This window comes from Klebsiella sp. PK18, assembly GCF_057784655.1.
This window is the reverse complement of the sequence record NZ_CM173493.1, coordinates 3,926,570-3,940,173: the sequence shown is the minus strand read 5'-3', so window position 1 is coordinate 3,940,173 and position 13,604 is coordinate 3,926,570. Positions and strand designations below refer to the sequence as shown.

General features: G+C 55.9%; 12 protein-coding genes. 1 reads left to right on the top strand and 11 read right to left on the bottom strand.

The window, feature by feature from the left end; translation table 11 throughout:
• Positions 1–7 precede the first annotated feature (7 nt).
• The 5 genes from AC3EMD_RS19250 to leuS all read right to left on the bottom strand — a co-directional run bounded on the left by AC3EMD_RS19250 (position 8) and on the right by leuS (position 5,571).
• The gene (locus tag AC3EMD_RS19250; protein ID WP_012542458.1) at positions 8–637 is read right to left on the bottom strand and encodes an adenosylcobalamin/alpha-ribazole phosphatase; all 630 of its coding nucleotides are present in this window, start codon (positions 635–637) and stop codon (positions 8–10) included.
• Between the two features lie 72 nt (positions 638–709).
• Positions 710–1,360, bottom strand: a complete 651-nt coding sequence (gene nadD / locus AC3EMD_RS19245; protein WP_165451311.1) for a nicotinate-nucleotide adenylyltransferase — start codon at positions 1,358–1,360, stop codon at positions 710–712.
• Positions 1,353–2,384, bottom strand: a complete 1,032-nt coding sequence (gene holA / locus AC3EMD_RS19240; RefSeq protein WP_032691138.1) for a DNA polymerase III subunit delta — start codon at positions 2,382–2,384, stop codon at positions 1,353–1,355. Before holA ends, nadD begins: the two co-directional genes overlap by 8 nt.
• A complete protein-coding gene (gene lptE / locus AC3EMD_RS19235) occupies positions 2,384–2,974 on the bottom strand; it encodes an LPS assembly lipoprotein LptE (protein ID WP_008805640.1) in 591 nt (196 codons plus the stop codon). Before lptE ends, holA begins: the two co-directional genes overlap by 1 nt.
• A 14-nt stretch (positions 2,975–2,988) precedes the next feature.
• Complete coding sequence (gene leuS / locus AC3EMD_RS19230; RefSeq protein ID WP_012542455.1) at positions 2,989–5,571, bottom strand: leucine--tRNA ligase; 2,583 nt, start codon at positions 5,569–5,571, stop codon at positions 2,989–2,991.
• A 226-nt stretch (positions 5,572–5,797) separates the two neighbouring features.
• On the opposite strand from leuS, the gene AC3EMD_RS19225 reads away from it, so the two are divergent.
• On the top strand, positions 5,798–6,280 hold the full coding sequence (locus tag AC3EMD_RS19225) for a zinc ribbon-containing protein (RefSeq protein WP_032691348.1): 483 nt from the start codon (positions 5,798–5,800) through the stop codon (positions 6,278–6,280).
• A 46-nt stretch (positions 6,281–6,326) separates the two neighbouring features.
• On the opposite strand, the gene AC3EMD_RS19220 is transcribed toward AC3EMD_RS19225, so the two are convergent.
• The 6 genes from AC3EMD_RS19220 to AC3EMD_RS19195 all read right to left on the bottom strand — a co-directional run bounded on the left by AC3EMD_RS19220 (position 6,327) and on the right by AC3EMD_RS19195 (position 13,443).
• Complete coding sequence (locus AC3EMD_RS19220) at positions 6,327–8,120, bottom strand: filamentous hemagglutinin N-terminal domain-containing protein (protein WP_302073643.1); 1,794 nt, start codon at positions 8,118–8,120, stop codon at positions 6,327–6,329.
• A gap of 64 nt (positions 8,121–8,184) precedes the next feature.
• Entirely contained in the window at positions 8,185–9,855 is a 1,671-nt protein-coding gene (locus AC3EMD_RS19215) for a ShlB/FhaC/HecB family hemolysin secretion/activation protein (RefSeq protein ID WP_232756994.1), read from the bottom strand.
• A 372-nt stretch (positions 9,856–10,227) separates the two neighbouring features.
• Complete coding sequence (locus tag AC3EMD_RS19210; protein WP_008805645.1) at positions 10,228–10,953, bottom strand: amino acid ABC transporter ATP-binding protein; 726 nt, start codon at positions 10,951–10,953, stop codon at positions 10,228–10,230.
• Positions 10,953–11,627: a glutamate/aspartate ABC transporter permease GltK gene (gltK, locus tag AC3EMD_RS19205; protein ID WP_012542451.1), complete on the bottom strand. Its 675-nt coding sequence runs from the start codon at positions 11,625–11,627 to the stop codon at positions 10,953–10,955. Before gltK ends, AC3EMD_RS19210 begins: the two co-directional genes overlap by 1 nt.
• Positions 11,627–12,367: an amino acid ABC transporter permease gene (locus AC3EMD_RS19200; RefSeq protein ID WP_002894709.1), complete on the bottom strand. Its 741-nt coding sequence runs from the start codon at positions 12,365–12,367 to the stop codon at positions 11,627–11,629. The genes gltK and AC3EMD_RS19200 overlap by 1 nt, the downstream gene beginning before the upstream one ends.
• A gap of 164 nt (positions 12,368–12,531) precedes the next feature.
• The gene (locus AC3EMD_RS19195; RefSeq protein ID WP_012542450.1) at positions 12,532–13,443 is read right to left on the bottom strand and encodes an amino acid ABC transporter substrate-binding protein; all 912 of its coding nucleotides are present in this window, start codon (positions 13,441–13,443) and stop codon (positions 12,532–12,534) included.
• Positions 13,444–13,604: the final 161 nt, after the last annotated feature.

Sequence of the window (13,604 nt, the reverse complement as noted above, 5' to 3'; positions counted from 1 at the left end):
TGGCCTGTCAATGGTCTGGCGGGAATTCTTCTTGCGGCTGCCAGACGGCCTGGCTATTTAATACGCGCAGGGTGGTGAAATCGTCGCGCATATCGAGGAGGCTCCAGGCGCCATGGGCAATCGGGAAATGCCACATCGCCGCCGCGGGCATCTGCAACAGCAGGGCCGTCAGCAGGCTCAGGACGCCCTGATGGCCGACAATCAGCAGGTGGTCAAGATGGCGGCAGTCGGCCAGCGTTGTGGTGAATTCGCTGACGCGGCGGGCAAAATTCTGAAAGCTTTCGCCATTGGTGGGGGCCGCGTGCTGCCAGTCAGCACACCACGCGGCATAGTTTTCCGCATCCTCTCGCTGAAGGTCGCGATGATGACGCATCTCCCAGTCGCCGAAAAACATTTCATTGAGCGCGGCATGGCACTCACGCGGGATATGGCGATCGCCAAGCAGCAGATCGGCCGTCCTCGCGGTACGCGCCAGCTCGCTACAGATGACTTTGTCGAAAGGTACTGCCCGCAGCCGTTCGCCGAGCGCTCGCGCCTGGGCGACGCCGCGCGGCGTCAGCGGAGTGGGGGCGTGGCCGCTGTATAACCCGGCAACGTTGGCTTCGGTTTCGCCGTGGCGAACTAACCATAATTTCATGATGATGCTCAGACAGGCGGTGGAGACGTGGCGCTACGATAGCGCTTTTTTAGCATCAGGCCCAGTCCGGGGTCAGCAATAGAGTCCCTGCTCGCGGATGTAGTCCAGCACGGTGGCCGGCAGCATCTCGGCGCAGGATTCCCCACGCTCGAGGCGCTGGCGGATAATCGTCGCCGAGATATCGAACCACGGCGTCTCCGCCAGGTAGATGGCCCCGGCGGGGCGGTTATGCAGGCGCTCTACGTCGTGGGTTAAGTGACAGTCCAGCCACTGCTGATCCGCGTCGTGCGCCATGGTCAGCGGGTAACCCGGACGGCGGCAGACGATCAGATGAACGTTATCAAGGATGGTTTCATAGCGGTGCCAGGTGGGGAAGGTGAGCAACGAATCCTGGCCGATGATAAACGCCAGCGGTTTTTCTGACCCCTGCTCCTGACGCCACGCCTGCAGCGTGTCTGCTGTCCAGGAGGGGGTGTCACGCTGCAACTCGCGTTCGTCGAGCGTGAACAGCGGTTTATCGGCAATCGCCAGCTTAAGCATATGCACGCGCTGGGCGCTGGTGGCTTCCGGCTGGGGACGGTGCGGCGGGACGTTGTTAGGCATGATGATGACCTTGCTCAGGCCAATCTGATTCGCCAGGATCTCGACCGGCTTGAGGTGACCATAATGCACCGGATCGAAGGTGCCGCCATAGATTGCCTGTAACTGAGTCATATCAACCATCAATAAAAACGTCCGCCAGGGCTTTGTGGCAGAGCAACAACGAAAGACTTTCCAGTTCGGGCCAGACGTCGTGCCCGTAATCCTGTTTAAAGGTCAGTTCCGCGCGGGTCAGGAGGGTCACCGCCTGGCGCAGCTGTTCCCCGCTCAGTCGGGCGAGGGCATCGCTGAGCAGCTGACGGCGGTTTTGCCAGACCCGATGTTTATCAAACAGCGAGCGCAGCGGCGTGTGCGTCGACTGGCGTTTGAGCGTGACCAGCAGCAGCAGCTCCCGCTGTAGCGTACGCAGCAGGATCGCCGGCTCGCAGCCTTCAAGGCGGAGCTGTTGCAGAACATGTAGCACGCGCTTGCTTTTGCCTGCCAGTAGCGCATCGACCCAATGGTAAGGGGTAAAGTGGGCGGCATCGTTTACCGCCTGCTCAACCCGGGGCAGGGTCAGCTTACCGTCCGGCCAGAGCAGCGCCAGACGCTCCAGCGCCTGCGCCAGCGCCAGCAGATTACCTTCGTAACAGTAGCACAGCAGCTGACTGGCCGCGTCGTCGAGCTGCAGCTGATGCTGTTTGGCCCGGGCGGCCAGCCAGCGCGGCAGCTGTGCGTATTCCGGTGTCTGGCAACTGACCTGGACGGCCCGCTGCGCCAGGGCGGTAAGCCACGCGGCATTCTCCTGGGCTTTGGTCAGCTTATTCCCGCGAACTATCAGCAGCAGGTCGTCGTGCAGCAGGCCGATCAGGGTCGCCAGCTGTTCGTTGATCGCCGCGTTAGGGCCGTTTTCCGGCAGGATTAGCAGCAGCGTTTGCCGGCTGGAGAACAGACTCAACGCCTGGCTTAACGCGAAAATCGCCTGCCAGTCGGTGCTGTTATCGATGGTGAAGGTGTGGTGCTCGGTAAAGCCCTGGGCGGCAGCGGCTTCGCGAATGGCGTCCTGGCTTTCCTGCAACAGCAGTGGATCGTTGCCAAGCAGCAGATAGGCCGCGCGCAGCCCTTCAGTGAGCTGCGCGCGGAGCTGTTCCGGGTACAACCGAATCATCATTGACCCAGAGTGGTGGAGACGCGGTTACCCGAGGAAGCCGGTGCCGTGCTGCCGGCGACCGGTTTCTCTTCCTGCTGGGTTGCTTCAACATCTGCAACCTGCACGCTCGGCAGCTTACGAATCAGCTGTTCCGCCGCTTTGTCGTACATTTCCTGAATAATCATATCCTGCTCGGCGTCTTTCGCTAACGCCGCCTGCGGGTTATCGAAGAACGAACGATAGACCTTGGTGGTAATCGGATAGATATCGTGACCCGGGATCAGGACGCTGGCATGAACGGTCATGACCATCTGATATTCCGCCGTACGACCATCCTGGAACACCGAGGCGGTATCTTTCTGAATCGACGAACCATCGAGGCGCAGAGAAGGAACATCTTTACGCAGCGTGCTGGCGTCGATCAGGTCCACGCCATTAAGACGCAGCTGATTACGTACCGCGCGACTTAACGGTCCGTTCGGATCGCTCGACTGAAGAATCATGGTTTTCATGGTGGTGGGCACCTTCGTAGTGCTACGCAGATGCCAGCCACAGCCGGCGGTGACAAGCACCGCCAGGGATAACAACATTGTTACCAGATATCGCACGCTTCCTCCCGCGCTTAGCCAACGACCAGATTGAGCAGTTTACCCGGAACGTAAATCACTTTACGCACGGTTTTACCGTCGAGATATTTCGCGACCAGATGCTCCTGGCCGGCACGCTCGCGGACCTGCTCTTCAGTTGCATCTACCGCAACGGTAATTTTACCACGAACTTTGCCATTGACCTGGACGACGACGAGGGTGCTGTCTTCCACCATCGCGCTTTCATCCGCCACCGGCCACGGCGCGTTGTCGATATCGCCTTCGCCGTTCAGCTCGCGCCACAGGGTGAAGCTGGCGTGCGGGGTGAACGGGTTCAGCATACGCACCACCGCCAGCAGCGCTTCCTGCATCAGGGCACGATCCTGTTCGTCTTCCTGCGGCGCTTTCGCCAGCTTGTTCATCAGCTCCATGATCGCCGCGATGGCGGTGTTGAAGGTCTGACGACGGCCGATGTCATCGGTCACTTTGGCGATCGTTTTGTGAATATCGCGACGCAGCGCTTTCTGATCTTCACTCAGCGCCGCCACGTTCAGTGCCGCAACGTCCCCTTTGGTGGTGTGCTCGTAGACCAGTTTCCAGACGCGTTTCAGGAAGCGGTTAGCCCCTTCAACGCCAGATTCCTGCCACTCGAGGGTCATATCCGCCGGGGACGCAAACATCATGAACAGACGCACGGTATCCGCGCCATAACGCTCAACCATCACCTGCGGGTCGATGCCGTTGTTTTTCGACTTGGACATCTTGCTCATGCCGGTGTACACCAGCTCATGGCCTGCCGCGTCTTTCGCTTTCACGATGCGGCCTTTTTCGTCGCGCTCAACGATGGCGTCAACCGGGGAAACCCAGTTACGTTCGCCGTTTTCGCCTACATAGTAGAAGGCGTCAGCCAGCACCATACCCTGGCACAGCAGCTGCTTCGCCGGCTCATCGGAGTTGACCATGCCCGCGTCGCGCATCAGCTTGTGGAAGAAGCGGAAGTAGAGCAGGTGCATGATGGCGTGTTCGATACCGCCGATGTAGATATCTACCGGCAGCCAGTAGTTGGCCGCTTTCGAATCCAGCATCCCTTCCTGATACTGCGGGCAGGTGTAGCGCGCATAGTACCAGGAGGATTCCATAAAGGTGTCAAAGGTGTCGGTTTCACGCAGCGCCGGCTGACCGTTAACGGTGGTCTTCGCCCATTCAGGATCGGCTTTGATCGGGCTGGTGATGCCGTCCATGACCACATCTTCCGGCAGGATCACCGGCAGTTGATCTTCCGGGGTCGGCAGCACAGTGCCATCTTCCAGGGTCACCATCGGGATCGGCGCACCCCAGTAGCGTTGACGGGACACACCCCAGTCACGCAGACGGTAGTTAATTTTACGCTCGCCTACGCCCATGGCTGCCAGTTTGTCGGCAATGGCGTTGAAGCCGGCTTCATAATCGAGGCCGCTGAACTCGCCGGAGTTAAACAGGACGCCTTTCTCGGTCAGCGCCTGCGCGGAGAGATCCGGCTCGCTGCCGTCAGCGGCGAGGATAACCGGCTTGATGTTCAGACCGTACTTGCTGGCGAACTCATAGTCACGCTGGTCGTGACCCGGAACGGCCATGACCGCGCCGGTGCCATATTCCATCAGCACGAAGTTTGCCGCCCAGACAGGAATTTCTTCGCCGGTCAGCGGGTGAATGGCTTTAAACCCGGTATCGACGCCTTTTTTCTCCATCGTCGCCATGTCGGCTTCGGCTACTTTGGTATTACGGCATTCGTCGATAAAGGCAGCCAGCGCCGGATTGTTCGCTGCAGCCTGCTGCGCCAGCGGGTGACCCGCCGCGACGGCCAGGTAGGTGCAGCCCATAAAGGTGTCCGGACGGGTGGTGTAGACGGTCAGCTTATCGGCGTAGTTATTGACGTCAAAGGAGATTTCCACCCCTTCGGAACGGCCGATCCAGTTGCGCTGCATGGTCTTTACGGTGTCTGGCCAGTGATCCAGTTTATCCAGATCGTTCAGCAGTTCATCGGCGTAGGCGGTGATTTTAATAAACCACTGCGGGATCTCTTTACGCTCGACTTTGGTATCGCAGCGCCAGCAGCAGCCGTCGATAACCTGTTCGTTGGCCAGTACGGTCTGGTCGTTCGGGCACCAGTTCACCGCGGAGGTTTTCTTGTATACCAGCCCTTTTTTGTACAGCTCGGTGAAGAACTTCTGCTCCCAGCGGTAGTATTCCGGGGTGCAGGTCGCCAGCTCGCGGCTCCAGTCATAGCCAAAACCCAGCATTTTGAGCTGGTTTTTCATGTAGGCGATGTTGTCGTAGGTCCACGGTGCTGGCGCGGTGTTGTTTTTCACTGCCGCGCCTTCCGCCGGCAGACCAAACGCATCCCAGCCAATCGGCTGCAGGACGTTTTTGCCCAGCATACGCTGGTAGCGGGCAATCACGTCGCCGATGGTGTAGTTACGCACGTGACCCATGTGTAGTCGACCAGAAGGATAAGGAAGCATCGACAGGCAGTAATACTTCTCTTTGCTCTCGTCTTCAGTTACTTCAAATGTACGATTTTCGTCCCAGTGAAGCTGGACTTTCGATTCTATCTCTTCCGGGCGGTATTGCTCTTGCATGGCAGCCAGTGGTCCTGTTTTCAATACAGCTACAAAATGTAGCCAATGGATGTGTTATTTCAGATCGGCATAGCATAGCCCAAACGCCCCCGTCAAAACAGCCTTTCGCACATTAACATCGGCAAAAGCCGCGCTGATTATTTCGCGACTCTGTGGCTTGTCAGACACAGCGGGAGAGGAATAAGGTCTATTATCAGAAGACGTTAACCACACCGGAGGCGAAATGATGAACAAGGTTGCTCAATATTACCGTGAACTGGTCTCCTCGCTCAGCGAACGGCTCCGCCATGGAGAGCGCGATATCGACGCGCTGGTGACACAGGCGCGGGAAAAAATCGCCCGCGCCGGCGATCTCACGCAGAGCGAGATCGAGTCGGTGATTGCGGCAGTAAAACGCGATCTCGAGGAGTTTGCCCGCAGCTACGAAGAGAGTCATGAAGACGAGAGCGACAGCGTGTTTATGCGGGTGATCAAAGAGAGCCTGTGGCAGGAACTGGCTGATATCACCGACAAAACGCAGCTCGAGTGGCGCGAAGTCTTTCAGGATCTGAATCACCACGGCGTGTACCACAGCGGTGAGGTGGTCGGCCTGGGCAATCTGGTCTGCGAGAAGTGCCACTATCACCTGGCAGTGTATACCCCGGACGTGCTGCCGCGCTGTCCGAAGTGTGGCCACGATCAGTTCCAGCGTCGGCCCTTCGAACCCTAAGCGGTGCGAAAAACGATGCGCGAGGCTGCGCGCATCGTGGTTTGTCTTATTTCACGGTGTTGACTTCGGTGCTCTTGAAATACTGTTTCCCACCCATGTCGCTAACATATTTCTGCGATGAGTTGAGTACCAGTTTATCGGCGGTTAAGGTCCCGACGCCGCATTTCGCCAGGCCCAGTATGCCGCAACTTTTACCACCATTGACCACTTTGGTGGCGGTTAACGTCATATTGCCGCCCGCGCTGAGGGTAGAATAGTTGTAGATCGTGCCTTTATTTTTGGTATTTAAGGTCAGGTCTCCGGTGCTGCTGATCTGCCCTTCGTTGGTAATATCTGAATTGGTCGTGATTGAAATATTCTTTGCATTGATAGTGCCATTGTTGCTTACCACGCCATGATCGGTGGTGATATCGGCCGCCTTCATATAACCATTTTGATTCAGCCAGTAGCTGTGGGCAGTAATGGCATTGGTGGCTTCCATGCGACCGCTGGTGCTTTGCGCCAGCGTACCGTTGGTCTGCAGATTGATATTTTCGCCGGTGATATTGCCGAGGTTATAGATTTCCCCGCTGTTTGCGCTGCCATCCTGCTTAAGCGACTGAATGGTGGTTTGGCCGGTAGAGTTAATGTTGCCGGTGTTTTTAAAGCTGTCGCCAACAAACGTCAGGCTGGTATTTTTGGCGCTGATTTTGCCTTCATTGAAGAAATCGCCCATCGCCGTGATGGAAATCTGGTTATTTGACAGCAATGAGGATTTTTCCTCGTTGCTGATTTTCCCGCCGCTGGTCAGCGTTAAACCGTTGGTGCCGGTGATCGAACCGGATTTAAAGCTCGTGATGTTACTGTTGGCGGAGGCAATCAGCTGGCCGCCGGTGAGCGATCCAGTATTGACGATAGAGCTCCCACTGGAAAGCATTAAGTAATAAGCGCCGGCGATGCTGCCGTCATTGGTGATCCCCGTGGCGGTGGAAACCTGGCTCAGCAAACCTTTGCCCGTTATTGTCCCTTTGTTTAGCAGGTTACCGTTGCTGGTGAGCTGCAGCGTGCTGTTAGCGACAATGGAGCCCTGGTTACGTACGCCAAAGCCGATGTTATTGCCGACCATGCTGATGCTGTTGGCGGTGATGCCGCCAAGGCTGCTGACGTCGATGCTGTACTGCGGGTTGATCGTCATTTCGATAAGCGTCGCTTGTTTACCTGCAGAGGTTATCGCGCCAGAGCTGTTATCCATGGTGAAGCGACCTGCGCTGACCAGGGCATTATTGGCCTGTACTTTACCGTTAATCTTAATCGCATCGGCGAGCAGAACTGCGTAGCCGTTAGCGGCGTTCATGCCATTTTCGCCGATGGTGAGGGTGCCGCCTGATACGGTATAGCTTCCGATGGCCCCGTCGTCGGTCATATTAACCTTACCGGTGGTCAGGATGGCCTTGTTGGTATTGACAAAGCTACAGCCGGAGCAGGTGATGCCGTTCGGGTTGGCGATCACCACGTCCGCTTTCTGACCGTTAACTTCGATAAAGCCCTTCAGGCTACTGGCGTTTTTAGAGGTGACCTCGTTCAAAATCACCGAGGCGCTGCCGGCGGTCAGATTATTGTTACGAGCGATATTGCCAAAGGTGCTGTGGCTGACATCGTCGCCGCTGTTATTGAGGATGGTGCCATTGGTGCCAACGTTGAAGTCGCGGTACAGGTTATGGGAGACGCCGGCGGCGTTCGGCTTTTCAATATCAATAACCGTGGCGCCGGAAGAGTGCGTATAGCTGGTCGGGTCGGCATAAACCACCGACGAGGTTAATACTGCCGCCAGCGCGACATAAGAAGCTTTAAACTTAAACATTTTATTTATTCCTTTAAATTAAGATTAATAAACAACGTAGCTGAAAGGGTCGATAATGATTGAATTAATACCTCCACTGTAATGAAAAGCCCATATTCAGGGCGTCGCTATGAAACGTATCCGGTTTACTGAGCGGGGTGCTAATAAACAGATCGTATTGCGTTGACCATAATTGTCCGCGCAGGCCGCTGACGGCGCCGGAAAGGACTTTGCCTTTTTGATACAGATCGGCACCAATAAGGCGACCCACATCCGCGCCCAGATAGAATTGCCGCTCGTGGGTGGGTAGATCCCAGATAAAATCGTTGCGCCAGTACCATCCCTGATTGCCGGACAGGCTGTTTTCACCGTCAAAACCGCGCACGCTCCAGCGACTACCAATATTGAATTTATTATCGGAAGCGAGTTTGTCCGGGCTGAACTGGGCGCTCAAGCGGGGAGCCCAGGTAAATTTGTCGCCGGTGGCGTCAAATTTCATTAGCGCCTGCAGATTTCCATGCACGATCCTCGACAGCGGGCTGTATAACCCGGCCTTTTCCTCCGGCGTTGGCGTTGAGCTGAGCCACGGCAGGCTGCGCTGGATGCCGATGCTGGCATCAACAATCTTTTTGTTAAAGTAGTGCTGGTGGTTGAGGGTGAATTCCCATGCGGGTGTCTGCTTGCGCATCACCAGTAGCTCACTGCCGCCAAAGTAATAATGCGAGGTACTCTTGGCGATCCGCAGGTCGGCGGTGGTTTTTTGCTGCCGGGTGTGGGAGAGCAGACGACTCAGCGTGGCGCTGTAGTAGCGATTTTTACTCTTATAATCCATCGTCGACCAGTTGCCGTTAAACTGCTGGCGATACTGGCTGTATGCCCCGTAGGCGCTTAGTGTCCAGTAGCCGAAGGGGATGGAGTAATACAGGCTGCCGTTGTGGTTGCCGTCGTTATGCTGATTGAATTCAATATCGCCCCCGCCGGAAAGGTACAGGATATCGTTGAGGGTGGTCAGGTCATAGAGATAGAGGGCGCCGCCGGCCTGGTAGCGGCCGCTGGCTTTGCTGCCGGCGTCGTCAAGCCAGGCGCCAAGCTGCCATTTTTTCGCCAGGCTGCGGGCAATCTGGATATCGCTTTCTCCCTCGTGCTGGCCTGGCAGCAGTTTCATGTGCGCCGTGGCGCCGGGCAGACGCTGCATATTGGCCATCCCCTGCTCAAGATCGCTTAAGCGCAGGATTGTGCCGGAAGAGGTTGGCAGTGAATTCCACAGGCGGGTGGTGTCCGAGCCGTCGGCATAGCCGATAGCGCCCACTTTGCCATAGTGCAGCGTCAACCTGAGCATGCCCTGCTCCAGCGACTGGGAGGGCACATCAATCAGGGAGGTGATGTAGCCTTGCGCAATCAGCTCGTTTTGCAAGGTATAGGCCAGCAGGCGAATACCTTCGCTGCCGAGGCAGCGGCCCTGCGCCTGCTGCGCGGTTTTCGCCAGTAATTTCCGGGTGAGCGCCTGGTTATCGGAGTCGATATCGACCCGGTTGATCAATTTACAATGCGTTTCCTCAGGGAAAGGGATACCCTGCGGCGCCACGCGCTGTTGTGAAGACTGAAAGTCCTGTTGCTGCGGAGCCAGCGCCTCCTGGCGGGCTTTATCCTGTTCCGTCTGGTGAGCCGAGGTGGTCAACTGTGCGGCCCCGGCGGCTGAGGTGCCCGCCAGAGTGATAAAAAGTAGCCCGGTGAGCGTGCGAGATCGAATTAACATGAAGCAATATCCATTTGTTTCATTGGTTCGGTGGCGCATCCGTTATTCTGCGTGCGGCAGAGAATATTGATGGCCTTTATTTCGCGCAGGCGAGGTCAGGCAAGAATATTATATTCAATTAATAAAATAATCGTGCGACGAACCTGTTACGAGGCGTTATATGCTAGCGGCGGTAGTGAAGCAGATCCACGAATTCATTAGTGAATTCTTTATGAATTGATCAATTTAATAAATAAGTTCAGCTTTTATCACTGAGGTTTATTTGGTACGTAAATGATAGTAGCGATAACCGGCCGCATAAATAATATAGAAGAATAATATGGCGGGAAAGATAAGCTGCGCATACCGGGCGGTATGCGCAGCGAATAACGATTAATGCAGAATTTTGGCGAGGAAATCTTTGGCGCGATCGGATTGCGGATTGGCAAAGAAGGCTTCTTTATCGGCATCTTCGACAATCTTCCCTTCATCCATAAAGATCACCCGGTTCGCCACCTTGCGGGCAAAACCCATTTCATGGGTCACGACCATCATGGTCATCCCCTCGTTGGCCAGTTCGACCATGACGTCCAGCACCTCGTTAATCATCTCCGGGTCAAGCGCTGAGGTGGGCTCATCAAACAGCATAGCGATCGGGTCCATACACAGGGCACGGGCAATGGCCACGCGCTGCTGCTGACCACCGGAGAGCTGCGCCGGATATTTTTCCGCATGCGCCGCCAGGCCAACGCGCTCCAGCAATTTGAGGCCTTTCTTGCGCGCTGATGCTTTATCGCGGTTAAGCACTTTGACCTGCGCCAGCGTCAGGTTGTCGATAATCGACAGGTGCGGAAACAGTTCAAAATGCTGAAAGACCATTCCGACGTGCGAGCGCAGTTTAGCCAGGTTGGTCTTTTTATCGTTAACCACGGTGCCGTCGACGATAATCTGCCCCTGTTGCACGGGCTCAAGGCCGTTTACGGTTTTAATCAGCGTGGATTTACCGGAGCCTGATGGCCCGCAGACCACCACGACTTCGCCTTTTTTCACTTCCGTGGAGCAATCGGTCAGCACCTGAAAGTGACCATACCATTTTGAAACGTTTTTCAGGGTAATCATTACACAGTCCTTTTCTTCAACCAGCTGACCAACAGCGAGGCGCTGAGGCTAATCACAAAATAGACGCCGCCCGCGAACAGGATCATTTCGACCTGGGTTCCGTCACGCTCGCCAATGGTGGAGGCGGTACGGAAGAAGTCGGCGAGGCTCAATACATACACCAGCGAGGTATCCTGGAACAGAACGATCCCCTGGGTAAGCAGCAGCGGTACCATGGCGCGGAAGGCCTGCGGCAGGATCACCAGCCGCATTGACTGCCAGTGGGTCATCCCCAGCGCCAACGCGGCGCCGGACTGGCCGCGGGAGATGCTCTGAATGCCGGCGCGGATAATCTCTGAGTAGTAGGCGGCTTCGAACATCGAAAAGGCCACCATCGCCGAGATCAGGCGAATATCCGTTTTCGGCGACAGCCCCAGCACGTTCTGCAGGAAGCCCGGGACAATCAGGTAGAACCACAGCAGGACCATCACCAGCGGAATAGAACGGAATACGTTAACGTAGGTTTTAGCAAACCAGGCCAGCGGCAGAAAGCTGGACAGGCGCATCACCGCCAGCAGGGTGCCCCAGACGATACCGACCACGATGGCGATCACCGTAATCTTCAGGGTGATCACCAGCCCTGCCAGCAGATAGGGCATAGACGGAACGATCGAACTCCAGTCAAAATCGTACATTATTTGCCTCCCATATTGCCAGGCAGGCGAACCTTACGCTCGACCACATACATAATCAGCATAATCACCGCGTTGATGAAGACGTAGGCCAGGGTGATGGCCGTAAAAGACTCCCAGGCATGAGCGGAGTAGTCCAGCAGTTTGCCCGCCTGCGCGGCCATATCGGCAAGACCGATGGTGGAGGCGATGGCCGAGTTTTTCACCAGGTTCATCATTTCCGAGGTCATCGGCGGTACGATAACGCGGTAGGCGTTCGGCAGCAGCACGTAGCGGTAGGTTTGCGGCAGGGTCAGGCCCATCGCCAGACCGGCGTTCTTCTGCCCGCGCGGCAGCGACTGAATGGCGGCGCGTACCTGCTCGCAGACGCGGGCGGCGGTAAACAGCCCCAGGCACAGCATGGAGGAGACAAAGAACTGAATGTTTGGGTCCAGCTCCGATTTAAACCACATGCCGATATTTTCCGGCAGGAATTCCGGCACCACCAGGTACCAGGTAAAGAACTGCACGATCAGCGGCACGTTGCGAAACAGTTCGACATAGCAGGTGCCAATGCCCGAGAGGAAGCGATTGGGGACCGTGCGTAAAATGCCGAACAGTGAGCCGACGAGAAAAGCGATGATCCAGGCCGAGATGGAGAGGGCGACGGTAATTTGAAAACCGCTCCACAGCCAGCCCAGGTAGGTAGTGTTGCCGAAGGGGGCCTGTTGCAGGAATATCCCCCAGTTCCAGTCTATTGACATACATGACTCCTGGAAAAAAAAGGGTAGCCATTGCTACCCTCGAAGACGGTTGTCCAGCTTGTTTCGGTATTCGCGGCGGCTGGGGAACGACCAGCCACCGTATAGTCTGTCCGTGCTGTGACAATCATCGGGAGGGCAGGATATCCCGCCCCTGGTTGTTATAATTAGTTCAGTGCTTTGTCATTAGGTGATTTGAACAGCGCTTTCATGTCGTCAGACAGTTCGAAGTTCAGGTTAAGGTTTTTCGGCGGAATTGGATTTTTGAACCATTTATCAAACCATTTCGCCGCTTCGCCAGAGGTCTGGGCCTGGGCAACGGTTTCATCGACCAGCGCTTTGAATGACGGATCGTCTTTACGCAGCATGCAGCCATAGGCTTCTTTCGACTGCGCGGTGCCGACGATTTCCCAGTTATCCGGTTTCTTCGCCTTGGCGCGTTCGCCGGCCAGCAGAGCGTCATCCATCATAAAGGCCACCGCGCGTCCGCTTTCCAGGGTGCGGAAAGAGTCGCCATGATCTTTAGCGCTGATGATGCGCATATTCATTTTTTTCTCATCGTTCAGCTTATGCAGCAGGATCTCTGAGGTGGTTCCGGAGGTGACAACGACCGCTTTATCCTTCAGGTCCGGGAAATCTTTGATCGGACCGCCTTTCTTCACCAGCAGACGGGTGCCGACCACGAAGATGGTATCGGAGAAGGCCGCCTGTTTCTGGCGCTCAAGGTTGTTGGTGGTTGAGCCGCACTCGAAATCAAAGGTGCCATTCTGCAGCAGCGGGATACGGTTCTGCGAGGTGACCGGGATCAGTTTGACCTGCAGGTCCGGCTTGTTCAGCTTTTTCTTGATGGCATCAACGATGGCGTTGGAGTAGTCCTGAGAGTAGCCCACAACCTTCTGCTGGTTATCGTAGTAAGAGAACGGGACTGAAGATTCACGATGGCCGACAACGATAACCCCATTTTTGGCGATCTTATCCAGGGTGCTCTGGCCTGCCGCCGGGGCGGCATCTTCTGCGTGTGCCAGACCGGCGGTCACACCCATGACCAGCATTGCGGCGGCCAGTTTACGTAATTGCATATCCAACTCCTTATCCGTAGCGTCAGCGGCGCTATTGATACCCATTGTGATTGTGTGTGTTGTTATTCGAGGCACGCGTCCACGTGCCGCATTTGTATGTGTTTGTTAGCATTTAGTTTGGCTTAATGTAAAGATTTTGCTGTTTTATTGTTTATTTTTGC